This window comes from Streptomyces sp. NPDC058051 (assembly GCF_042885475.1).
Classification (GTDB): domain Bacteria; phylum Actinomycetota; class Actinomycetes; order Streptomycetales; family Streptomycetaceae; genus Streptomyces.
The window spans coordinates 259,805-280,815 of the sequence record NZ_JBHVRW010000009.1 but is presented as its reverse complement, the minus strand read 5'-3'; the positions used below and the strand labels follow the sequence as shown (position 1 = coordinate 280,815).

The 21,011-nt window shown below is 69.6% G+C and carries 18 protein-coding genes; 11 read left to right on the top strand and 7 right to left on the bottom strand.

Features of this window, described 5'->3' with window-relative positions:
- Positions 1-21: 21 nt before the first annotated feature.
- Positions 22-534 carry a MarR family winged helix-turn-helix transcriptional regulator gene (locus tag ACFVUT_RS17455; RefSeq protein WP_389648647.1) on the bottom strand — a complete coding sequence of 171 codons (513 nt, stop codon included), beginning with the start codon at positions 532-534 and terminating at the stop codon, positions 22-24.
- Positions 535-671: 137 nt separating this feature from the next.
- Between ACFVUT_RS17455 and ACFVUT_RS17450 the strand changes: the two genes are divergently transcribed.
- Positions 672-1,451 carry a dioxygenase gene (locus tag ACFVUT_RS17450; protein WP_389648650.1) on the top strand — a complete coding sequence of 260 codons (780 nt, stop codon included), beginning with the start codon at positions 672-674 and terminating at the stop codon, positions 1,449-1,451.
- Positions 1,452-1,557: 106 nt separating this feature from the next.
- Here the strand turns inward: ACFVUT_RS17450 and ACFVUT_RS17445 are convergent, their stop codons facing one another.
- Positions 1,558-2,538 carry a questin oxidase family protein gene (locus tag ACFVUT_RS17445; RefSeq protein ID WP_389649269.1) on the bottom strand — a complete coding sequence of 327 codons (981 nt, stop codon included), beginning with the start codon at positions 2,536-2,538 and terminating at the stop codon, positions 1,558-1,560.
- A gap of 360 nt (positions 2,539-2,898) precedes the next feature.
- Positions 2,899-3,438 carry a GNAT family N-acetyltransferase gene (locus ACFVUT_RS17440; protein WP_389648653.1) on the bottom strand — a complete coding sequence of 180 codons (540 nt, stop codon included), beginning with the start codon at positions 3,436-3,438 and terminating at the stop codon, positions 2,899-2,901.
- 148 nt (positions 3,439-3,586) lie between these two features.
- Between ACFVUT_RS17440 and ACFVUT_RS17435 the strand changes: the two genes are divergently transcribed.
- Positions 3,587-4,585, top strand: a complete 999-nt coding sequence (locus ACFVUT_RS17435; RefSeq protein WP_389648656.1) for an RNA polymerase sigma factor RpoD/SigA — start codon at positions 3,587-3,589, stop codon at positions 4,583-4,585.
- A 285-nt stretch (positions 4,586-4,870) separates the two neighbouring features.
- Here ACFVUT_RS17435 and ACFVUT_RS17430 read toward each other — a convergent pair whose 3' ends face one another.
- Entirely contained in the window at positions 4,871-5,845 is a 975-nt protein-coding gene (locus tag ACFVUT_RS17430; protein WP_389648659.1) for a helix-turn-helix transcriptional regulator, read from the bottom strand.
- 237 nt (positions 5,846-6,082) lie between these two features.
- On the opposite strand from ACFVUT_RS17430, the gene ACFVUT_RS17425 reads away from it, so the two are divergent.
- Positions 6,083-7,666 carry an MFS transporter gene (locus ACFVUT_RS17425; protein ID WP_389648662.1) on the top strand — a complete coding sequence of 528 codons (1,584 nt, stop codon included), beginning with the start codon at positions 6,083-6,085 and terminating at the stop codon, positions 7,664-7,666.
- A 222-nt stretch (positions 7,667-7,888) separates the two neighbouring features.
- Here ACFVUT_RS17425 and ACFVUT_RS17420 read toward each other — a convergent pair whose 3' ends face one another.
- The 3 genes from ACFVUT_RS17420 to ACFVUT_RS17410 all read right to left on the bottom strand — a co-directional run bounded on the left by ACFVUT_RS17420 (position 7,889) and on the right by ACFVUT_RS17410 (position 11,365).
- A complete protein-coding gene (locus ACFVUT_RS17420) occupies positions 7,889-8,659 on the bottom strand; it encodes a DUF6227 family protein (protein WP_389648664.1) in 771 nt (256 codons plus the stop codon).
- A gap of 182 nt (positions 8,660-8,841) precedes the next feature.
- On the bottom strand, positions 8,842-10,044 hold the full coding sequence (locus ACFVUT_RS17415) for a P1 family peptidase (RefSeq protein ID WP_389648667.1): 1,203 nt from the start codon (positions 10,042-10,044) through the stop codon (positions 8,842-8,844).
- 172 nt (positions 10,045-10,216) lie between these two features.
- Entirely contained in the window at positions 10,217-11,365 is a 1,149-nt protein-coding gene (locus ACFVUT_RS17410) for a low temperature requirement protein A (RefSeq protein ID WP_389648670.1), read from the bottom strand.
- Positions 11,366-11,826: 461 nt separating this feature from the next.
- Here ACFVUT_RS17410 and pflB point away from each other — a divergent pair, with 461 nt between their 5' ends.
- The 8 genes from pflB (at position 11,827) to ACFVUT_RS17370 (ending at position 20,889) form a co-directional block, all read left to right on the top strand.
- A complete protein-coding gene (gene pflB / locus ACFVUT_RS17405) occupies positions 11,827-14,097 on the top strand; it encodes a formate C-acetyltransferase (RefSeq protein WP_389648672.1) in 2,271 nt (756 codons plus the stop codon).
- 224 nt (positions 14,098-14,321) lie between these two features.
- Entirely contained in the window at positions 14,322-15,149 is an 828-nt protein-coding gene (gene pflA, locus ACFVUT_RS17400) for a pyruvate formate-lyase-activating protein (RefSeq protein ID WP_389648674.1), read from the top strand.
- Between the two features lie 231 nt (positions 15,150-15,380).
- Positions 15,381-16,529: an MFS transporter gene (locus tag ACFVUT_RS17395; protein WP_389648676.1), complete on the top strand. Its 1,149-nt coding sequence runs from the start codon at positions 15,381-15,383 to the stop codon at positions 16,527-16,529.
- Positions 16,530-16,642: 113 nt separating this feature from the next.
- Positions 16,643-18,934, top strand: a complete 2,292-nt coding sequence (locus ACFVUT_RS17390; protein WP_389648679.1) for a molybdopterin oxidoreductase family protein — start codon at positions 16,643-16,645, stop codon at positions 18,932-18,934.
- A 7-nt stretch (positions 18,935-18,941) separates the two neighbouring features.
- Positions 18,942-19,544: a 4Fe-4S dicluster domain-containing protein gene (locus ACFVUT_RS17385; RefSeq protein WP_389648681.1), complete on the top strand. Its 603-nt coding sequence runs from the start codon at positions 18,942-18,944 to the stop codon at positions 19,542-19,544.
- The gene (locus ACFVUT_RS17380) at positions 19,541-20,275 is read left to right on the top strand and encodes a Rieske (2Fe-2S) protein (RefSeq protein WP_389648684.1); all 735 of its coding nucleotides are present in this window, start codon (positions 19,541-19,543) and stop codon (positions 20,273-20,275) included. Before ACFVUT_RS17385 ends, ACFVUT_RS17380 begins: the two co-directional genes overlap by 4 nt.
- Entirely contained in the window at positions 20,272-20,658 is a 387-nt protein-coding gene (locus ACFVUT_RS17375; protein ID WP_389648687.1) for a hypothetical protein, read from the top strand. The genes ACFVUT_RS17380 and ACFVUT_RS17375 overlap by 4 nt, the downstream gene beginning before the upstream one ends.
- 21 nt (positions 20,659-20,679) lie before the next feature.
- On the top strand, positions 20,680-20,889 hold the full coding sequence (locus tag ACFVUT_RS17370; protein ID WP_389648689.1) for a hypothetical protein: 210 nt from the start codon (positions 20,680-20,682) through the stop codon (positions 20,887-20,889).
- Positions 20,890-21,011: the final 122 nt, after the last annotated feature.

Below are 21,011 nucleotides of genomic sequence, written 5' to 3'. Positions count from 1 at the left end.
TGCGCGGGCGCGGTGCGCGGCTCAGCGCAGCCAGGGCAGGTCCGCGTCCGTGCCTTCCGGTTGCAGTCCGGCGGCGACGACCTGCATGATCTCGCCGAGCGAGCGCACCTGCTCGGGTGTGAGCCGGTCGAACATCGCCTGGCGTACGGCACTGACGTGGCCCGGCGCCGACCGGCGGAGCATCTCGTAGCCCTCGTCGGTGAGGACCGCGTTCTGGCCGCGCTTGTCGGACGGGCAGTTCTCGCGACGCACCCAGCCGCTCTTCTCCAGCCGTGCCACAGCATGCGAGAGCCGCGAGCGGGTGATCTTGGCGTCCTTGGCCAGTTCGGTCATCCGCTTCTGGTGGCGCGGCGCCTGGGAGAGCTGGACGAGCAGCCCGTAATAGATGTGCGGCATGCCCGCATCGCGCTGCAGCTGGCGGTCGAGGTGGTCCTCCAGGAGCGTGGTGGCGTGGAGATACGCACGCCAGACGCTCTGTTCTTGGTCGGAGAGCCAACGGGGCTCGCCGGGGGGTGCCGTGGTCATGTACTCCACTGTACGACCTTTTCTTGAAAGTTTAACTAGATAGAGCTAAGGTCTCTGGGAGTAGGAGCTTGAAGATTAAAGAATGCTTCCTTCTCAATACGGACCACTAGAAGACATACCTTGAGCAGCAGCGGATGGGGAGTGCCATGACTGTCACCGCGGAGCGCATGCCCGCCCTCTACCTCTCCCACGGCGCACCGCCGCTGGCCGACGACCCCGTCTGGCCCGGCGAACTGGCCGCCTGGTCCGCCGGCCTGCCCCGCCCCCGCGCGATCCTGATGGTCTCCGCGCACTGGGAGGAGGCTCCGCTCGCCCTCGGTGCGACGGAGGCGGTTCCGCTCGTCTATGACTTCTGGGGTTTTCCCGAGCACTACTACCAGGTGCGGTACGCCGCCCCGGGCGCCCCGGCGCTGGCGGAGAACGTACGCAAACTGCTGCGCGGAGCCGGTACGCCGGTGCAGGACATCCCGGACCGCGGGCTCGACCACGGGGCATACGTTCCGCTGGTGGAGATGTTCCCCGGCGCCGACATCCCCGTCCTCCAGATCTCCATGCCGACGCTGGACCCGCAGAAGCTGATGGACATCGGGCGCAAACTCGCACCCCTGCGCGACGAGGGCGTCCTGATCATCGGCAGCGGCTTCTTCACCCACAACCTGGCCGCCCTGCGCCACGCGGGCGGCACCCCCGGCTGGTCGGCCGAGTTCGACGACTGGGGGAACCGGGCGCTCCAGGCCCGGGACGTCGACGCGCTTCTGGACTTCGAGCACAAGTCCCCGGCCGGCCGACTGGCCCACCCCCGCACCGAGCACTTCGCACCGCTCTTCGTGACGCTCGGCGCCTCGGAGGGCGAGCTGGACCAGGGCCGCAGTGTCATCGACGGCTTCTGGATGGGGCTCGCGAAGCGGTCGGTGCAGTTCGGCTGAGGCCGGGGGCGCGGTCCGGCCGGGGGTGGCCGGGGCTCGGCTGAGGACAGGTGTGGTTCGGCTGGGATGCGGATCGAGGCCGTCCGGCCAGGGACTGCTGCGGCGCTTACAGGGCCGGCGCGTTCAGCTCGATCGAACGGAGTGCGGCGGCGAGGGCCGTCGCGTCGCCGATGTCCAGCGCGGTGTCCGTGAACTTGATCGTGTGGTCGTCGCCGTGCGCAGCCGCACGTGCGAAGAGCTCTTCCGCGGACGCCGCCGTCGGTGTGTACGGGGCCGGCTCGGTCGGGTCGTACGCGGCGGTGACCGCGGCGCTCGCCGCCCAGGCGGCCGTCAGGCTCGGCGCCCACAAGGCGCGGGGGAGCGCGGGCAGCGTGCGCAGTACGGCGTTGGGCGCGGTCGCGGCGTGCACCAGCATGGTCGGTTCGCCGTACCCGTGTGTGGCGTAGCGATGGACGGCGGCCCGCACCAGCTCCACCAGCCGGGCCCGTGCCTCGTCCGGGTCGTCGGTGAACCCTTGCGGCCACACCGGGAACGCGGTGAGCTGCGCCAGTCGGTCCCGGATGCCGCCGCTCTGCTCGGGCACCGGTGGAACGGAGGCCAGTGCGTCCGCGGCGCTCGGCGCGGGTGCCAGGGGCGTCAGCGCCGGCAGCGGCTGGTGGCGGGCGGCCCAGTAGCCGAGGCCGTGGGCGAGCTCGGTGACGCGCGGCGCGCTCGCCTCGCCGACGAGCAGGGTGCGTACGGAGTGGCCGACCCGGATCACGGGGTGGGTGGCGCCCGCCGCGATGCCGGGCAGCAGTCGTGGCCACCACTCGGTCAGGACGTCGCGCCAGGGGCGTTCGGCCGTCTCCCGCTCGAAGTACACCGTCCAGTCCGCGATACGGCGCGGGTCGCCCAGGGCCTCGCGCCAGTTCTCGGCGGTCACCCGCGTCGTGGTGTCCGGCATGTCCTCCAGCTTGCCGCTGTAGTAGTCGAGCCATCGGTGGACGGCCGGTGCCTGGCCGTGCCGGACCAGTGCCTCCACGGCCATCGGGCCGTGGTTGCTCAGCCAGCCGTTCCGTTCGGGACCTGCGGCGTGGAGGCGTTCCAGCGCTTCGTCGAGCGTGCCCGTGGTGTCGTCGGCGCCCCTGTCCGCCGTGCCGTCGCCGGCTGTCCGGGCCCTGTCCGCCGTGCCGTCGCCGGCTGTCCGGGCCCTGTCCGCCGTGCCGTCGCCGGCTGTCCGGGCCCTGTCCGCCGTGCTGTCGTTGGCGGCCTTGCCGTCCCCGTCCGCCGTGCTGTCGGTGACGGCCTTCCCGTTCCCGCCGGCTTTCTCGTTCCCGCCTGCCTTCTCGTTCCTGCCAGGTGTGCCGTTCCCGTTCCCGTTCGTCGCATCGCTCATGCGGCAGAACGCTAGGCGCGGCGCCCGCGGCGCGTAACGGGCCGCGGACCTATGTCGCGACCACACCGGGCCCTAGGACTGTGGTCCCAGTCGCTTCTCGTACCAGGCCACGTCCCAGTACGTGTCGAGCTTCCGGCCGACCTCGGCGTACGTTCCGACGTGGCGGAAACCGAAGCGCTCGTGCAGCCGGACGGAGGCGTCGTTGGGCTGGGTGATGCCCGCGTACGCGCGATGCAGGTTCTCGTCGGCCAACGCGTCGAACAGGGACGAGTAGAGAAGCGTGCCGATGCCGCGGCCGACGGCTTGCGGGGCGCAGTACACGCTCACCTCGACCGAGGTCGAATACGCGGCCTTGGGCCGAAAAACGCTGCTGGTGGCGAACCCCAGAACTGAAGAAGGGCCGACAATGCGGACATCCTGAGCAACCAGGAGGCGGTGGGGGCCGTCTTCGGGATGGGAACGAAGCCACGGCAGCCGCTGTTCAGGTGTAAAGGGGGTCGTGTCGAATGTGACCGCGGTCTCACGGACGTAATGGTTGTAGATGTCGGTGAGCGCCACCAAATCACCTGCGGCCCCCGGCCTGACCTGCACGTCTGAGCGGATGCTCGGCATGATCGCTCCCTTCGCGGCGGAACAGGGTACTGCATGATCGCGAAAATGAATGCCAGGCATGGGAATTCTGTCCGGATTCCAGTCGTTGTTTCCATCGGATGCAGGGCACCCGAGAGGGTGTCGCGACCTACTCAGCAAGGGAGCACGCATGGCAACCCGTGCCGTCGCCCGTCGTTCGTCCGCCACCGGTGGGACCGGCCGGGCAAGCAGTGTTCGCGCAGCGGGCGGAGAGATCGCCGATCGCGACCTGGTCGGCATGTACCTGGACGAGATCGCGCGTACACCGCTGCTCGATGCCGCAAAGGAGGTCGAGCTGTCGCAGATCGTCGAAGCGGGTGTCTTCGCGCGGCAGATTCTCGACGGTGTGGTGGAGAGCGAAGCCGGTGGAGCCGCGCGCGAGGAGCTGGAGGCGCTGGTCGCCGAGGGCGAGCGCGCCAAGGACATATTCATCCGATCCAACCTCCGGCTCGTCGTTGCCGTCGCCCGCCGCTACCCGCGGGCCGGGCTGCCCCTGCTCGACCTGATCCAGGAGGGCAACGCGGGTCTGGTGCGCGCGGTCGAGAAGTTCGACTACGCCAAGGGCTTCAAGTTCTCCACGTACGCGACATGGTGGATCCGCCAGGCCATCACCCGTTCCATAGCCGACCAGTCCCGTACGATCCGGCTCCCCGTCCACCTGGTGGAGGAGCTCGGCCGGATCCGCCGGGTCCAGCGCGAGTTCAACCGTGAGCACGGACGCGAGCCGGAGCACGCGGAGATAGCCGCCGATCTGGGCTCCACACCGGAGCGCGTGGGTGACGTCCTGGACTGGGCCCGTGACCCGGTCAGCCTAAACATGTCCGTGGACGACGAGGGTGAGACGCAGTTCGGCGATCTGCTGGAGGACACCTCCGCGGTGTCGCCCGAGCAGTCGGTGATGACGCTGTTGCGCAGCGAGGAGCTGGAGGACCTGATCGGCAAGCTCGACAACCGCACCGCGTCGATCATCCGCATGCGGTACGGCATCGAGGACGGCCGTGAGCGGACCCTCACCGAGGTGGGCAAGCAGCACGGGCTGACCCGGGAGCGGATCCGCCAGATAGAGAAGCACGCGCTGCTCGAACTGAAGCGAATGGCTCACGACACGGGTTTTGACGCTGCGGCGTGAGCGCGAGTCCAGTAACCTCCGAAATAGGTCGCTTCGTGTGACCCCCGAGCTGAGTCCCGGCGCCCACCCCCCCCTGGCGCCGGGGCTCATTCTTTTCCGGTGCCGGGCCGGCGTTGTTCGGGTTCTTTCCGGTGCCAGGGGGAGTTCTTCTGGCGGTGCCGCATTTCGGGTGACGGTGTGCTGGGGTGCTGGGGTGCTGGGGTGCTGGGGTGCTGAGGCGCTGGTGTGTTGGCGGTGGCTGGTGTGGTGGGGGTGGTGCTGCCGGGTGTGTCAGCAGGTTGCTTGTCAGCGGGTTGCCGCGCGGCTCAGGCGGGCGCCCAGACGGCCCAGGTGTTCCACCAGCTGCGGCGGTTCGTGCACGGTGAACTCGCAGTCCACGAGTGCCAGTCGCACGGCCACCCACTCCAGCGAGTCCGACAGGACGGCCCGCAGCCGGCAGCTGTTCTCACCGGTCCCCTCCACCGGGCCGATCGAGGCCGGCAGCCGCGCGGACACGAAGTCGACCGGGGCCGCGAAGCTCACCTCGACAGCCAGGGCCAGAGCCCGCTCCGGCTGCCGTCGGGCGATGGAACTGCTGAGGAACTCCGCCGCGTCGCCCGTGGGCAGCTCACGCGGGGTGAAACGCGCCCCGGTCGCGAACGGCTCGGTGACCCGGTCGACCCGGAACGTACGCCAGTCCTCGCGTCCCAGGTCGTACGCCACGAGATACCAGCGCCACCCCGTGCTCACCAGCCGGTACGGCTCGGCCTCCCGTTTCGTCTCGGCGCCGTCACCCGCCCGGTACGCGAACCGCAGGCGCTCCCGCCCGGTGACCGCCGCCGCCATCACCGTCAGCGTGTGCGGGTCGACCGTCGAGCCGTCACCTCGGGTCAGCGGCATCGTCGCGTTCTGCAGCGTCGAGACCCGGTGCCGCAACCGAGACGGCAGCACCTGCTCCAGCTTCGCCAGAGCCCGGACGGACGCCTCGTCCACCCCCTCGATGGCGTGGCCGGCGCCCGCTCGCAGACCCACCGCGATGGCCACCGCCTCCTCGTCGTCGAGGAGCAGCGGCGGCATGGCGGTGCCCGCGACGAGGCGGTAGCCGCCCACCGACCCGCGCGACGCCTCGACCGGATAGCCGAGCGCGCGGAGCCTGTCGATGTCGCGCCTGATGGTGCGCTGGCTGACGTCGAGCCGCTCGGAGAGCTCGCTGCCCGGCCATTCGCGCGGTGTCTGGAGGAGCGACAGAAGATTCAGCAGTCGTGCCGGGGTGTCGGTCATGAGTGCCAGCCTCTTGTCCGGGTCTGGGTCTGGGTCCGGGTCTGGTTCTGGTTCTGGTTCTGGGTCTCGGCCATGGGTATCGACCTCTTCCCGGGGTCTCGGCCATGGGCGCCAGGGTCCTGGGTCGGGTCTCGGTCATGGGTGTCAGGCCCCTGGGTCGGGGTTTCGGTCATCTCCCTCTCAGGGTGCCTCTTCATTAGGTCATGAACTGACCTAATGGCTGTTTATCTTCTCTTCATGACTTCCTCCCCCTCTCTGTCGTCCACGACATCCGGGCCCGCGGTGTCCTCGCAACCGTCGGACCGGCGACGCTGGTTCGCGCTCGCCATCGTGATGACCGCGGCCTTCATGGACCTGGTCGACGTCACGATCGTCAACGTCGCCATCCCGAGCATTCAGCGGGACACCGGCGCCTCGTTCAGCTCGATCCAGTGGATCACCGCCGGTTACGCCCTGGCTTTCGCGGCCGGTCTGATCACCGGTGGTCGCCTGGGCGACATCTACGGCCGCAAGCGGCTGTTCCTCATCGGAATAGGCGGCTTCACACTGGCCTCCGCGCTCTGCGGTTTCGCCGCGAACCCGGAGATGCTGGTCGCCTCCCGCATTCTCCAGGGCGGGACCGCCGCGCTGATGGTTCCGCAGGTGCTCTCGATCGTGCACGCCACCTTCCCGGCGCACGAGCGCGGCAAGGTCTTCGGCCTCTTCGGCGCGATAGTCGGCCTCGGCGCGGTCTCGGGGCCGCTGCTGGGCGCGCTGCTCACCGAGTGGAACATCGCCGGTCTCGAATGGCGGCCGATCTTCCTGATCAATCTGCCGGTCGGTATCGCGGGCCTGATCCTCGGCGGTCGGTTCATCACCGAGTCGAAGGCCCCCAAGGCGCTCCGGCTCGACCTGACCGGTGTCGCCCTGGTGACGCTGGGGCTGCTGATGCTGATCTACCCGCTCACCCGTGGGCGGGAGCTGGGCTGGCCGGTCTGGGGCCATGTGTGCATGGCGGGCAGCCTTCTGGTGTTCCTGGTGCTGGTCGTGTTCGAGCGGAGGAAGGCACACAAGGACGGTTCGCCGCTGATCGAGCTGTCGCTGTTCCGGGTCAAGAGCTTCGCGGCCGGCATCGCCGTGCAGCTGACCTTCGGTATCGGTCTCGGTACCTTCTTCCTGGTCTGGACGCTCTACATGCAGGTGGGCCTGGGCTGGAGCGCGCTGCGGGCCGGTACGACCGGTATCCCGTTCTCGGTCGCCGTCTCGTTCGCCGCCGGTATCTCCGTACAGAAGCTGGTGCCCCGTTTCGGGCGGAAGGTTCTCCAGGCGGGCGCGCTGCTGATGGTCGCCGGCCTGCTCCTCTACATCTGGGAGTCCGACCGTTACGGCATGGGCATCACGTCCTGGCAGATGGCGTTGCCGCTGCTGGTCATGGGCATTGGCATGGGGCTGATCGTGGCCCCGCTGACGGACGCGGTGCTGTCCGAGGTGCCGAAGGAGCACTCGGGTTCGGCGTCCGGACTGATCAACACCCTGCAGCAGATGGGCAATGCGCTCGGACTCGGACTGGTCTCGGTCGTCTTCTTCGGCTCGATCGCGGACCGGCTGACGCTGCAGCAAGTGGGCCCGGCGTATGTGGAGGCGTTCCAGCACGCGCTGTGGTGGGTGGCCGGGGTGCTCGCAGTGATCTTCCTGTTGATGTTCGCGCTTCCGGCGCGGTCGAGGCAGCACGTGGAGGGCGGCGGCGAGGGTGTGGACGCCGCGTCCGCGCGGACGGAGTCGGTGGACACCGCGGGTGGGCCCGGGGCCGAGCTGGGCAAGGCGCCCGCGCTGACGCCGTGACGCCCGTGACGACGCCGTGGCGCCCGCGCTGACGCCGTGACGCCCGTGACGACGTCTTGATCACGTGTGATGTGTGCGACGGTGCCCGCACCCCCGATGGGGTGCGGGCACCGTCGCGTGTGTCTCCGGCCATCGGTGTCCGGCCCGGTTTGCCTCAGGTCCGGCCCGGTTTGGCCCCCGCCCGGTTTGCCTCAGGTCCGGCCCGGCCTGCCTTCGGTCCCGTCAGCAGATGCGCGTGCGGCTCTCCATGGCTCCGCGCGCGGAGTCCTCGTCGCCGTACACCTCACACATGTGGCGGCCGTCCGGTGTGGCCGTGTGCTCGACCTCCCACAGGCTCGTCTCGCTGCCGTCGAGGAGGAGGAAGGCGTGCTCGTACAGTGTGAATCCGGCGTCCCGCCCGTCCACCCGGCACTGCCGGCCGAACACCTGGGTGATGTGGTGGGCGAAGGCGGCGCGCAGCAGCCGGGCGGTCTCCTCGCCGGGCCCGTCGCTGTTCTCGGCGCGGCGCAGGACGCGACGGGCGTGGTCGGCGGAGTTGTCCGGGGCGTACATACGGGGCAGCGGGGCCGGGGGAGCCGCCATCAGGACCGTGAGTATCTCCAGGTCGGCCTGCGGCCCGTCGTCCCCGAACACGGGGACCTCGCCGAAGCCGCCGGTCAACCTGGCGGCGGCGATATGGGCGTCGGCCTCGTCGTCGTACAGCTCGTGGTGCCGGAGGACGGGCCTCGTCCCCGGACGCTGCTCCTCCGCACTCCGCTGACCGCCGTGCACCAGCTCCCACAAGGTGAGCGGGGTGCCGTCGGTCAGCAGATATGTATGCCGGTAGGTCTCGCGGTGGAGTACGGAACTGTGGTGCGAGGAGTGCAGGGAACTGCTGTGGGCGAGTGCGGTACCGAGTCTCTCGACCGTGCTGTCGGGCAGGTCGAAAGAGTTGAGTGCGCGTCGCAGGAGTCGCTCGAGGTGCTGCTCGGTTGTCTCGTACGGATCGCTCAAGGTGCTGTCTCCAGGCCGTCGCCTCGTGTTACTAGGTGCGTGCTTAACGTAGTCCCTGGGTCGGACATCGTGACCGGGGTTCAGGAAAACGTTTGGCGTACGCGGATGGTTCCTGACGATTCGCCCGAACTTCCTTACCGGACAGGCGAGTCGGGGTCCGGGTGGCTCGGTGGCGGCGGCCGTTACGGCGGCCTGTGCGCGTCGTAGAGATCGCTGTAGGCGGGATAACGGCAGCCGTCGACGCTCTGAGCTGCCCGGACGGCCTTCACGATGGCGCGGCTCACCGCTTCCGCGCCGGCCGCCAGCAGACCGTTGAGCGCCACCGGGTTCCGCGGATCCAGCGGCCGGGTGCCGGTGGCGAGGGCGAAGACGGTGTCCCCGTCGGTCAGGAGATGTACGGGGCGGACGGCGCGCGCCAGCCCGTCGTGCGCCGTACCCGCGAGCTTCTGCGCCTGGGCCCGGGTGAGATCCGCGTCCGTGGCGACGACAGCGAGCGTGGTGTTGAGCGGAGGCCGCGCGTCCGCCTCCCGTACCTCGGCCAGGCGCCGCTGCGCCGCCCGGTGGACCTCTGGCGCGGGGCGCACCGGCGGTTCGGCGGCGCCGTACTCCCCGTACAGCGTTCCGGTACGCGGGTCGACGACCGAACCCGCCGCGTTCACCACGACGAGTGCGCCCACCGTGATCCCGGACGGCAGCCGCACGCTCGCCGTGCCCACTCCGCCCTTGAGCTGTCCGGCCACCGCGCCCGTACCGGCGCCCACACTCCCCTCGACGACCGGCGCCCCCGGTTCCGTACCCGCCGCGTCCTCCACCGCGGCGCGGCCGGTCGAGGCGTCGGGGCGGGCCTTCCAGTCGCCGCCCCGGCCCAGGTCGAAGACGCACGCTGCGGGGACCACCGGCACCACCTGCGCCGGGTCGGGGCCCACCCGCACCCCGCGCCCCCGCTCCTCCAGCCACGCCATCACGCCCGACGCCGCATCCAGGCCGTACGCACTGCCGCCCGTCAGGACGACGGCATCGATGCGCTGGACCAGATTGCGTGGGTCGAGGGCGTCCGTCTCCCGGGTGCCGGGGCCGCCGCCGCGGACGTCGACGGCCGCGATCACGCCGCCCTCGGGGGCGAGAACGACGGTGGTGCCGCTCAGCGCCCCGGCGCCCGCCACCCGCGCGTGCCCGACGCGCAGCCCCGCGACGTCGGTCAGCGCGTCCAGTGGTCCTGCGACGTCGGTCAGCGCGTCCAGTGGTCCCGTGGCGTCGGTGGGCGTGTCGAGTGGCTCCGAGGCATCGGTCAGCGCGTCGAGCGGGTCGAGCGGGTGGGTGGCATGCTGGTCAGTGGCATGCGGTGGTGTGGAGGGGCCGGTCGATTTCTGCGGATCTCTCGCCATCACGTGCTCCTCACCGAATTCATCCCGTGCGACGCTCCACGTGCCGCACGCGCCCTGCTGCTCTCTACGTGCCGCACGCGCCCTGCCACTCTCCACGTGCCGTACACGGCATGCCGCCCGTCACGTGTCGCACACCGCCCGCCGCCTGCCGCGTTGATCCCCGCCCGCGTGCTCACCGTGCCGGAGCGGGCCGTCGGGACAACGTCACCCCCACGGCCACGGTCGCCGCCGCCACCAGGCCCGCCGCGAACACCGCCCACCCCCCGGCGCCCGTACAGACCAGGATGGCCAGCGAGGCCACGGGGAGAAGCAGTTGCTCGGCGAGATCGCGCTTGAAATGGCGGACGTGCAGCGCCCACACGGTCAGCAGGAAGAGTGCGGAGGGAACGGTCACCGCGGCGGCAGCCACCGTGTCCGAGACGTGGGCCTGGCCCACGGCCTCCTCCACCGCGACCTCGATGCCCGAGCCGATCGCGGCAGCGGCACCGAAGATCAGGAAGTGCCCGTATCCCCAGACGAACGCTTCCCTGCTGCCGCGCAGGTAATCATGGATCGGCACGGCGAAATAGATCCACCAGGCGGAGAAGACGATCAGCAGCCCGCCCGCGGCGATCGGCAGCAGCTCCGCGAAAGCCTCATGTTCGTCCAGCGCCTCCTGGACCGCGACCGTGGCCGCCGCGACCGTCTCGCCCAGCACGATGATCGTGAACAGGCCGTAGCGCTCGCCGATGTGGTGCGGATGCCAGCTCGTCGCGCGGTCGTGCTCGGCGAACGCCGGGACGGAGAGCTCCGCCAGCACGAGCACGACGTAGGCGGCGGCACGTGCTTCGCCCTTGTCGCCGGTCAGGGCCACCATGCCGATCCAGCCCAGCTGTACCACGGCGATCCCGACGGCGTACCGCACCGCGACGCGCCGCTCGGAACCCCGGGTGCGGTACGCGACGCGCAGCCACTGGCTGGTCATGGCGAGCCGCATCACGACATAGCCGGCCAGGCCGACCGTCCAGTCGCCCGAGTCGAAGGCGCGCGGCACCCCGGCGGCGAGGATGAGCACCCCGGCGATCTGGACGAACGTGACCACGCGGTAGATCGGGTCGTCGGTGTCGTAGGCCGAGGCGAACCAGGTGAAGTTGACCCAGGCCCACCAGATCGCGAAGAACACGGCCGCGTAGCTGGCGATTCCGGTGGCGGCGTGGCCCTCGGCGACGGCGGGCAGCAGTCGCTTGCCGGCCTGGGCCACGGCGACGACGAAGCAGAGGTCGAAGAAGAGTTCCAGCGGAGTCGACGCGCGGTGCTTCTCCGTGCGGCTTCGGGCAGTCATTCTGGCCATGGGGATCAGCACACCAGAGGGGTCGGCGGCCTTCGGGGACGCGCCCCGGGCGTGATCCGGAAAATTCTTGTGAATGTGTTCACAAGGGTATGAGGGTCCAAAGTCCCTACGGAAACCACAGGTCAGCGCCGCTGTGTGCGCATGCTGCCGCCGTCTGACGGGACCTTGGGCCCTTCAGCAGGGACCATCGCGGGCCCGCGATCGCGGAAATCGGGAGTGCAATGGACGCAAGCGCAATGACGCGATGGGGAGCACGGACGATCCCGGAAGGTGCGGTGCGGACCATGACGGCGAGTGCGGCGGAGACGATGCCTGCGGCAGAGACGGTGCCTGCGGTGGAGACGGCGAGTGCGGCAGAGACGGTGCCTGCGGTGGAGACGGCGAGTGCGGCAGAGACGGTGCCAGCGGCGGGGACGGTGCCTACGGCAGGGACGACGCCTACGGCAGGGACGATGCCTGCGGCAGAGACGGTGCCTGCGGCGGGGGCGACGACGGGCAGTGGGGCCTGGGAAGGCTTCAGGGGCGGGCTGTGGCGCGACGCCATCGACGTCCGTGACTTCGTCCAGCGGAACTACACCCTGTACGAGGGCGACAGTTCCTTCCTCGCCGGTCCGACCGCCCGGACCACCGAGGTGTGGCGGAGGCTCCTTACGATGTTCCCGGACGAGACCGCCCGAGGCGTCCACGACGTCGACGTGAGGACCCCGTCCCGGATCGACGCCTTCGGGCCCGGTTACATCGACGCCGACCGCGATCTGATCGTCGGGCTCCAGACCGACGCCCCGCTCAAGCGCGCCATCATGCCGAACGGGGGCTGGCGGATGGTCGAGGGCGCCCTGAACGCGTACGGCTACGAGGCCGACCCGGAAGTCAGGGAGATCTACACCCGTCTCCGCAAGACCCACAACGAAGGTGTCTTCGACGCGTACACGCCCGAGATCCGGGCGTGCCGCTCCTCCGGCATCATCACAGGACTGCCGGACGCCTACGGTCGCGGTCGCATCATCGGGGACTACCGGCGCGTCGCCCTCTACGGCGTCGACCGGCTCATCGCGGCCAAGGAGGCCGACAAGACCGCCCTCGGTGAGCAGTGGCCGACCGAGCACGTCATCAGGGACCGCGAGGAGATCGCCGAACAGATCAAGGCTCTCGATGAGCTCAAGGCGATGGCGCTGTCGTACGGCTACGACATCGCCGGACCCGCCCGCACCGGCCGCGAGGCCGTGCAGTGGCTGTACTTCGGCTATCTCGGCGCCGTGAAGGAGCAGAACGGCGCGGCCATGTCGATCGGCCGCATCGACAACTTCCTCGACATCTACCTCCAGCGTGACATCGAACGCGGACTCATCACGGAGGAGCGGGCACAGGAGTTCATCGACGACTTCGTCATCAAGCTCCGTATCGTCCGCTTCCTGCGCACCCCGGAGTACAACGAGCTGTACTCCGGCGACCCGACCTGGGTCACCTGGTCGATGGCCGGCATCGGTGAGGACGGCCGTCCGCTCGTCTCCCGTACGACCTTCCGGGCCTTGCAGACCCTCTACAACCTGGGCCCGGCCCCCGAGCCGAACCTCACGGTCTTCTGGTCGCGGCGACTCCCCGCCGGATTCAAGGAGTTCGCCGCGAAGGTCGCGATCGACACCTCGGCCCTCCAGTTCGAGTCGGACGAGCTGATGCGCCCGAAGTACGGCGACGACACGGCGATCGCCTGCTGCGTCTCCGCGATGGCGATGGGCAAGCAGATGCAGTTCTTCGGCGCCCGCGTCAACGTCGCCAAGGCGCTGCTGTACGCGATCAACGGCGGCCGTGACGAGAGGACGGGCAAGCTCGTCGTGAGCGGCTTCGAACCGGTCACCGGCGAGTACCTCGATCACGCGACCGTCGCCGAGCGGTACGACGCGATGCTGGGCTGGTTGGCCAGGACGTATGTGCACGCGCTCAACGTCATCCACTACATGCACGACAAGTACGCGTACGAGCGTCTGGAGATGGCCCTCCACGACCAGGAGATCCTGCGCACCATGGCCTGCGGCATCGCCGGCCTGTCCGTCGCCGCCGACTCGCTCTCCGCCATGAAGTACGCCCGGGTCAGGGTGATCCGGGACGAGACGGGCCTTGCGACGGACTACGAGATCGAGGGCGACTACCCGGCGTACGGCAACAACGACGACCGTGCCGACGCCATCGCCCGCGGCATCGTCCACGACTTCATGGAGAAGGTCCGTGAGCACCCGACCTACCGGGGCGCGGTCCACACCCAGTCGGTGCTGACCATCACCTCCAACGTCGTCTACGGCAAGAAGACCGGCAACACCCCAGACGGCCGCCGCTCCGGCACCCCGTTCGCCCCGGGCGCCAACCCGATGAACGGGCGCGACGAGCACGGCTACATCGCCTCCGCCCTGTCGGTCGCCAAGCTGCCGTACGACGACGCCGAGGACGGCATCTCGCTGACCAACACCATCACGCCGGACGCGCTCGGACGCACCCCCGAGGAGCGGGTGCACAACCTTGCCGGTGTCCTGGACGGATACACGGAGAGCGGCGGCTTCCACATGAACGTCAACGTGCTCGACAAGGCGACTCTCGAAGACGCCATGGAGCATCCGGAGGACTATCCGCAGCTGACCGTCCGGGTCTCCGGATACGCGGTCAACTTCGTTCGGCTGACGCGTGAGCAGCAGCTCGACGTCATCAACCGCACCTTCCATGGCTCGCTCTGATCCGTCCTGATCCGTCCTGACGCGTTCTGACCTGACCTGCCCCGTCCCGTCCCGTCCCGACCCGTCCCGACCCGTCCCGACCCGACCCGACCCGTCCTGATCGTTCCGAGCCCCCCGAACCGCGCGGCGTCGGACGCCCATCCCCCGTGGGGCCCCGGCGCCGCGCGCTCCACTCCTGCCGAACCCGGCCACCGAACGACCCGCCCCGCACAGGAGGCCCTGCCATGGCCGCACTCCTCGACGACATCGACTTCGACACCACCGACTGCGTCGACACCGTCGGTACCCCCGTCACTCCGGCGGGCGCGGCGACACGGCGGCCGATCTCCGGGTCGGTCCACTCCTGGGATCTGTCGACGGGCGTCGACGGACCCGGAACCCGCTTCGTCACCTTCCTGGCCGGCTGCCCGCTGGCCTGCCTCTACTGCCACAACCCCGACACCCTGAGGATGCGCAGCGGTACCCGGACGTCGGCGGACGACCTCATCGCCGAAGCGAGCACGTACACGACCTTCATCCGGGCCGCAGGCGGCGGCGCCACCATCAGCGGCGGCGAACCCCTGCTCCAGCCGGTCTTCGCCGGTGAGCTCTTCCACCGCTTCAAGAACGAGCTCGGGCTGCACACCGCCCTGGACACCAGCGGCTTCCTGGGCGCCCGCGCCACCGACGCCCTGCTGCGCGATGTCGATCTGGTCCTGCTCGACATCAAGTCGTGGGACCGGGCCACCTACCGCAAGGTCACCGGTCGTCCGCTGGAGCCGACCCTGGACTTCGCCCGCCGCCTGGCGGAGCTCGGCAAAGAGGTGCACGTCCGCTTCGTGCTGGTGCCGGGCCTGACCGACGATCCGGTCAACGTCGACGGGGTCGCCTCCTTCGCGGCCTCCCTCGGCAATGTCTCCCGCGTCGACGTCCTGCCCTTCCACAAGCTCGGCGAGGCGAAGTGGCAGGCACTGGGCAAGCCCTTCACCCTGCACGACACCCCGTCACCCACCCCCGAAGAGGTCGCCTCGGCCCGCGAGATCTTCGCATCCCGCGGACTGCGAGCGGTCTGACGCACCGCGAAGGGCCGCCGCACCGCGGGCAGCCCGACGCGCTGGCGCACGGCGGGCGTGTCTCACGCGCTGGCGCACGGCAGGCTGACCTACGGGCTGGCGCACGGCGGGCTGCCCCACGCGCCGGTGCGCCGCAGGCTGCCCGACGCGCTGAGGGAGGGCCGGGTGAGCGGCTCACCCTGGGAGCCGCAAAACAGGACCAAATGTCCCATATGGCCATACGGTGGCTGGGTGACCGAGCCAACAGACGCATCCGCCGCAGTCGCGCAGCCCGCCCCCGGTGCACGCACCGGCTCCGACGGAGCGCCCGGCAACCCGCCGCCTGCCGGGGCCACCGGATCCCCGGTCGCGGTACCCCGCTCCGTCACCGCCCGTGCGACCGCGGCCGGCGCGCTCGTCTCCGCCCTGCTGATCCTCGCGATCGTGTTCGGCAGCCGCCTGCTGGAGAACTTCGACTCCGCCCTCCTCCCTTACGCCGTCGCCACCGTCTTCCTCGCCTTCGGCGTCGCCTACCGCTACACGGTCTGGGTTTCCGCGCCCGGCGCCCGGCGCCTGTTCAAGCAGGGGTGGCGGAGCTTCTTCTCCGTGGCCAACTTCCGCAAGGCCCCGACCGCCCTGCCCAGAATGATCGCCACCTATCTGGGCTTCCAGAAATTCCTCGGAGCCCGCTCCCATGCCCGCTGGGCCGCCCACCAGCTGATCTTCTGGGGCTGCATTCTCGCCTCCCTGATCACCTTCCCCCTGACCTGGGGCTGGTTCACCTTCACCTCCGGTTCCGGTTCGGGCCCCGGATACGAGATGCGCATCTGGGGCTTCAAGATCATCGGATTCGACTCCCTGAACATCCTGGGCTGGCTGATGTTCCACGGACTGGACATCGCCGCCGTGCTCGTCATCCCCGGCGCCGCGTACTTCCTCTGGCGGCGGATGAAGGACCGCGGAGCCATCACCGGTCAGCGCTTCGCCTACGACCTGGTGCCGCTGATCGCTCTGATCGTCATCTCCGTGACCGGCCTGCTGCTCACCTTCTCGTCGATCTTCCTGCACGGTGGCGGCTACCAGTTCCTGGCGATCCTGCACATGGTGTCGGTCGTCTTCACCCTCATCTACATCCCCTTCGGGAAGTTCTTCCACATCGTCCAGCGCCCGGCCGCGGTCGGCATGCAGCTGTTCAAATACACGGCGCGGCAGGGCCAGGAGGTCTTCGCCTGCCGCCGCTGCGAAGAGCCCATCGATACCGGGCCGTACGTCCAGAACCTCCGTGGCACCATGCGCGACCTCAGCCTCGACTTCGACGAGTGGGCCGAATACTGCCCGCGCTGCAAGCGGGTGCTGCGCGGCAGCGCCTACCTCTCCCAGGTGAAGAAGGGCTTCCAGTGACCTCGGAACCGCGAGCGGCAGATTCCCGTACGGATCCCGGTACGGATGCCCGTGCAGATCCACGTGCAGATCCACGTGCAGATCCACGTGCAGATCCACGTGCAGATCCCCATATGGTCGTTCCTCTCGACCCTTCCCTCGCACCGCCCGGCACCCGCGCCTTCCGGGACGCGGGAGGTATCCCGGCCGACCGCTGGCACGCCGACCAGGAGGGCGAGACGCTCGTCCCCACCCACTGCTGCTTCTGCGGGGTCCAGTGCGGGATGTACCTGCGTGTCGACCGAGGCGGCAAGGTCTTCGGCGTCGAACCCCGTAACCACGACATCAACCGGATGCGGCTGTGCCCCAAGGGCATCAACGCGTACCAGCAGGTCAACCACCCCGACCGGCTCACCGCCCCGCTCATGCGCCGTACCCGTGACGAGGACTTCCGCGAGGTGTCCTGGGACGAGGCACTCGACTTCACCGTCTCCGAGATCAAGCGCATTCAGCAGACGTACGGGAACGACGCCTTCGGGCTCCTCGGCGGCGCCAGCCTCTTCTCCGAAAAGACCTATCTGGTCGGCAAGTTCGCCCGGGTCGCCCTCAAATCCCGGCATGTCGACTACAACGGCCGACTCTGCATGGTGAGCGCCGCCGGTGCCAACAAGCTCGCCTTCGGCATCGACCGGGCCGGCAACCCCTTCTCCGACATCCTGCTCACCGACTGCCTGCTGATCGCGGGCTCCAACGTCGGCGAGTGCTTCCCCGTGATGACCCAGTACGTGTGGGGGGCCCGGGACCGCGGTGCGAGCCTGATCGTCATCGACCCGCGGCAGACCGCCATCGCCCGCACCGCCGACATCCATGTCGCACTCAAACCCGGTACCGACTCGGCCTTCTTCAACTCCGTGCTGAACGTGGTCATCGAGGAGGGCCTGACCGACGCGGCCTATCTCGCCGCCCACACCACCGGCTGGGAGGAGGTGAAGGCCAAGGCCGCCGCGTACCCGCCGTCCCGCGCCGCCGAGATCTGCGGTGTGCCCGCCGAGCAGATCGTTCAGGTCGCCCGCGTCTTCGCCCGCGCCCCCAAGGCCATGGCCTGGCACGCCCGTGGCATCGAACACCACTCGCAGGGCGTCGAGAACTGCCTCACCGTGATCAACCTGTGCGCCGCCACCGGCAACATCGGCAAGCCCGGCGCCGGGTACGGCACCCTCACCGGCCAGGGCAACGGGCAGGGCGGTCGCGAGCACGGCCAGAAGGCCGATCTTCTTCCCGGCGGCCGCTCGATCATGAACGAGGAGCACCGCAGGCAGATCTGCGAGATCTGGGGCATCGAGGAGTCCGAACTCCCTCCCGCCGGCACCTCGATGATGGAAATGGTCTGGCAGATGCAGCGCCAGGAGATCCGTGGACTGATCGGCATCTGCAACAACCCCTTCGTCTCCCTCCCCAACTACAAGGTGGTCAAGGAGGGCTACGACGCCACAGAGTTCCATGCCCAATTCGACTTCTTCCTTTCCGAGACCGCCGCCAACGCGCATGTCGTCTTCCCCGTCACCACCTGGGCCGAGGACGAAGGGGTGATGGCCAACGCCGAGGCCCGGGTGGTCAAGCACAACAAGGCCCAGGACCCGCCCCCCGGCGTACGGACCGACACCTGGGTGATGTGCGAACTCGCCAGGCGCCTGGGCGCGGGCGACAAGTTCGCCTTCGCGGACTCCCGCGAGGTCTTCGACGAGCTGCGGATCGCCTCCGCCGGCACCGTCAACGACTACTACGGCATCACCTACGAGCGGCTGGAGGAGACCGGCGGCATCGCGTGGCCCTGCCCCTCCACCGACCACCCCGGAACCCCCCGGCTCTTCGAGGACGGGAAGACCTATCACCCCGACGGCAAGATCCACCTCCAGGTCGTCGAGTGGCACCCGCCGATGGACCCGTACGACGACGAGCACCCCATGTCGCTGACCACCGGACGCACCGTCGCCCACTTCCTCTCCGGCAACCAGACCCGACGCCTGGGCGCCCTCGTCGAACAGACCCCCCGCCCCTGGGCCGAGCTTCATCCCTCCCACGGCTTCCGCAACGGCGAACCGGTCCGCGTCGTCACCCGGCGCGGAAGCGAGGTCTTCCCCGCCCTGGTCACCGAGGCGATCCGCCCCGACACCGTCTTCATCCCGTACCACTGGCCCGTCCCCACCGCGGCCAACGCCCTGACCATCGACGCCCTCGACCCCCGCTCCAAGATCCCCGAGTACAAGGTGTGCGCCTGCCGCATCGAGCACGCCGGCTCGATCGACGAGGTTCCCGCACCCCCGGTCGCACCCGGCCATGTCGCCTACCCGGAGACCCAGGTCTCCCGAACCGACCCGCTGCCACCCACGTCGCCCCAGGGCCGTGGCACCTCGGAGAGGGGCTGATCACCGCATGATGGGCAGAACGATCTTCATCGACCCCGGCCGCTGCATCGGCTGCCAGGCCTGTGTCTCGGCCTGCCGGGAATGCGACTCGCACCGCGGCAAGTCGATGATCCACCTCGACTACACCGACGAGGGCCGGTCCGTGGCCTCCCTCCCCACGGTCTGCATGCACTGCGAGGACCCTGTCGCCCCGTGCGCCGAGGTATGTCCCGCCGACGCGATCCTGGTGACCGCCGACGGTGTGGTGCAGCAGGCCGACACCACCCGGTGCATCGGCTGTGCCAACTGCGTCAACGCCTGCCCCTTCGGTGTCCCGAAGATCGATCTGCAGGCGAAGCTGCAGATGAAGTGCAACCTCTGCTACGACCGCACCGCCTACGGTCTCGCCCCCATGTGCGCGACCGTCTGCCCGACGGGAGCGCTGTTCTACGGGACCGTCGAGGAACTCCAGGCCGAGCGCCCCGGCGTCCAGGTCGCCGACACCTTCGTCTTCGGCCGGAGCGAGGTCCGCACCGGCGTCGCCATGGTCGTGCCCGCGGACAGGGTCCAGTGGCCGGTGCCCGGCGGCCTTCCCGTCGTCGAGATCAACGGGAAGGACGTCCGCCGATGAGCGTCACCGACCAGCCTCCCTCCGGGGATCCGCGCGAAGCCCTGCACGACCGGATCGCCGCTGATTCCCTCACCACCCGGCGCGACTATCTCCGGATCGTCACGACGGTCTCCGGTGGACTCGCCGTCGGCGGCCTCGGCGTGGCCGCCGGAATCCTTCCACGTCACGGAGACACCGAGGACGCCAAGGCGCCCACTCCGAAGAAGATCACCGCTCAGCTCCTTCCTGGCGAGTCCATCGCCTTCGATTACCCGGAGGAAGAGGATCGGGCGGTTGCCGTCCGGCTCGACGACGGCTCGCTCGTCGGCTACTCCGCCATCTGTACCCACCTGGCGTGCGCCGTGCTCTGGCGCAAGGACCGCGGATCCGAGGGCGAGCTGTACTGCCCCTGCCACGAAGGAATCTTCGATGCCCGCACCGGCGAGGTCACTGCCGGGCCACCGCCCCGGGCACTGCCCAAGGTGGTGCTCACCGAGCAGGCCGACGGCAGTGTCTGGGCGGTCGGCACGACCCGGTCGGGCGAGAGCATCGAGCACGGCCTGTGCCGCCAGCTCAACACCGACCGTCCGGATCTCGCGTCCCGCATCGGCTGCCCCGCGGTGAAGGGTGGAGGCGCAGAGGCCCCCGCCGCCACGCGGACACCCGCGGCGTCCGGTGCCGCAGGCCCAGGAGCCGGTACGCCCCGTTCCCGGGCGGCAGCGGAGAACGAGCTCCCCGGCAGGCGGACATGACCGACGCCCGGCAGCCCCGCGACCAGGAGTCCCCCACGTACCCGGACTACCACCCGGGGAGCGCCCGACCCGAACTCAACCGCCCCGTCCACGAGCGCTATCCACAGATCCGTGCCACCAGCGGCTACGGCGACCCCCGGGTCCGCCACACCGGTCCCGGTCCGGGGGCGGGCGCCGAACAGGAACCCGAACGCTCCTCGAAACTGACGGCCCGGCTGGCGCTGGCGATGACCGTGGTCATCGGACAGCTCTGGGGACTGACCGTCGTCATCGACGCGTGGATGGAGGGAAACACCGGCACGGCCTGGTGGGGCGCCGGCTTCCTCTGTCTGTCGTTCCTCGTCGTCCTCGGGCTGTGGGCGCTCGACCCGAGGGATCGATGACCACCGCCGTACCCTGGAGTCATGAGCACCGCCCCCGCCCCCGGCCCGCGCGATTCGAAGCCGAATCAGCCGGAACAGCCGAAACCGAAACCGGCCCTGGTCTTCGACGATCCGTTGGACCAGCAGTCCGCGGACGATACGGACCGAGGGTGGGGCGAGCGGGCCCCGGCCGGCGGCAGCGCCGCCGATCTGGCGCGCTTCCTCGACGAGAAGCCGCCCCACCACATCTGAGTCCCCGCTCGGTGGTGGTTCGACGAGGCTGCTGCCGGTCCTCCTGCGGTGCTGCTCCTGCAGTCCTCCTGCAGTCCTCCTGCAGTCCTCCTGCAGTCCTCCTGCAGTCCTCCTGCGGTCCT

What these genes read in the sequence shown, in the direction of transcription:
- ACFVUT_RS17390 (WP_389648679.1), top strand. Translation starts at nt 16,643, where the DNA reads ATGGTCGTTCCTCTCGACCCTTCCCTCGCACCGCCCGGCACCCGCGCC.
- ACFVUT_RS17440 (WP_389648653.1), bottom strand. Translation starts at nt 3,438, where the DNA reads ATGCCGAGCATCCGCTCAGACGTGCAGGTCAGGCCGGGGGCCGCAGGT.
- ACFVUT_RS17450 (WP_389648650.1), top strand. Translation starts at nt 672, where the DNA reads ATGACTGTCACCGCGGAGCGCATGCCCGCCCTCTACCTCTCCCACGGC.
- ACFVUT_RS17385 (WP_389648681.1), top strand. Translation starts at nt 18,942, where the DNA reads ATGATGGGCAGAACGATCTTCATCGACCCCGGCCGCTGCATCGGCTGC.
- ACFVUT_RS17435 (WP_389648656.1), top strand. Translation starts at nt 3,587, where the DNA reads ATGGCAACCCGTGCCGTCGCCCGTCGTTCGTCCGCCACCGGTGGGACC.
- ACFVUT_RS17430 (WP_389648659.1), bottom strand. Translation starts at nt 5,845, where the DNA reads ATGACCGACACCCCGGCACGACTGCTGAATCTTCTGTCGCTCCTCCAG.
- ACFVUT_RS17425 (WP_389648662.1), top strand. Translation starts at nt 6,083, where the DNA reads ATGACTTCCTCCCCCTCTCTGTCGTCCACGACATCCGGGCCCGCGGTG.
- pflA (WP_389648674.1), top strand. Translation starts at nt 14,322, where the DNA reads ATGGCCGCACTCCTCGACGACATCGACTTCGACACCACCGACTGCGTC.
- pflB (WP_389648672.1), top strand. Translation starts at nt 11,827, where the DNA reads ATGCCTGCGGCAGAGACGGTGCCTGCGGCGGGGGCGACGACGGGCAGT.
- ACFVUT_RS17380 (WP_389648684.1), top strand. Translation starts at nt 19,541, where the DNA reads ATGAGCGTCACCGACCAGCCTCCCTCCGGGGATCCGCGCGAAGCCCTG.
- ACFVUT_RS17370 (WP_389648689.1), top strand. Translation starts at nt 20,680, where the DNA reads ATGAGCACCGCCCCCGCCCCCGGCCCGCGCGATTCGAAGCCGAATCAG.
- ACFVUT_RS17415 (WP_389648667.1), bottom strand. Translation starts at nt 10,044, where the DNA reads ATGGCGAGAGATCCGCAGAAATCGACCGGCCCCTCCACACCACCGCAT.
- ACFVUT_RS17375 (WP_389648687.1), top strand. Translation starts at nt 20,272, where the DNA reads ATGACCGACGCCCGGCAGCCCCGCGACCAGGAGTCCCCCACGTACCCG.
- ACFVUT_RS17410 (WP_389648670.1), bottom strand. Translation starts at nt 11,365, where the DNA reads ATGACTGCCCGAAGCCGCACGGAGAAGCACCGCGCGTCGACTCCGCTG.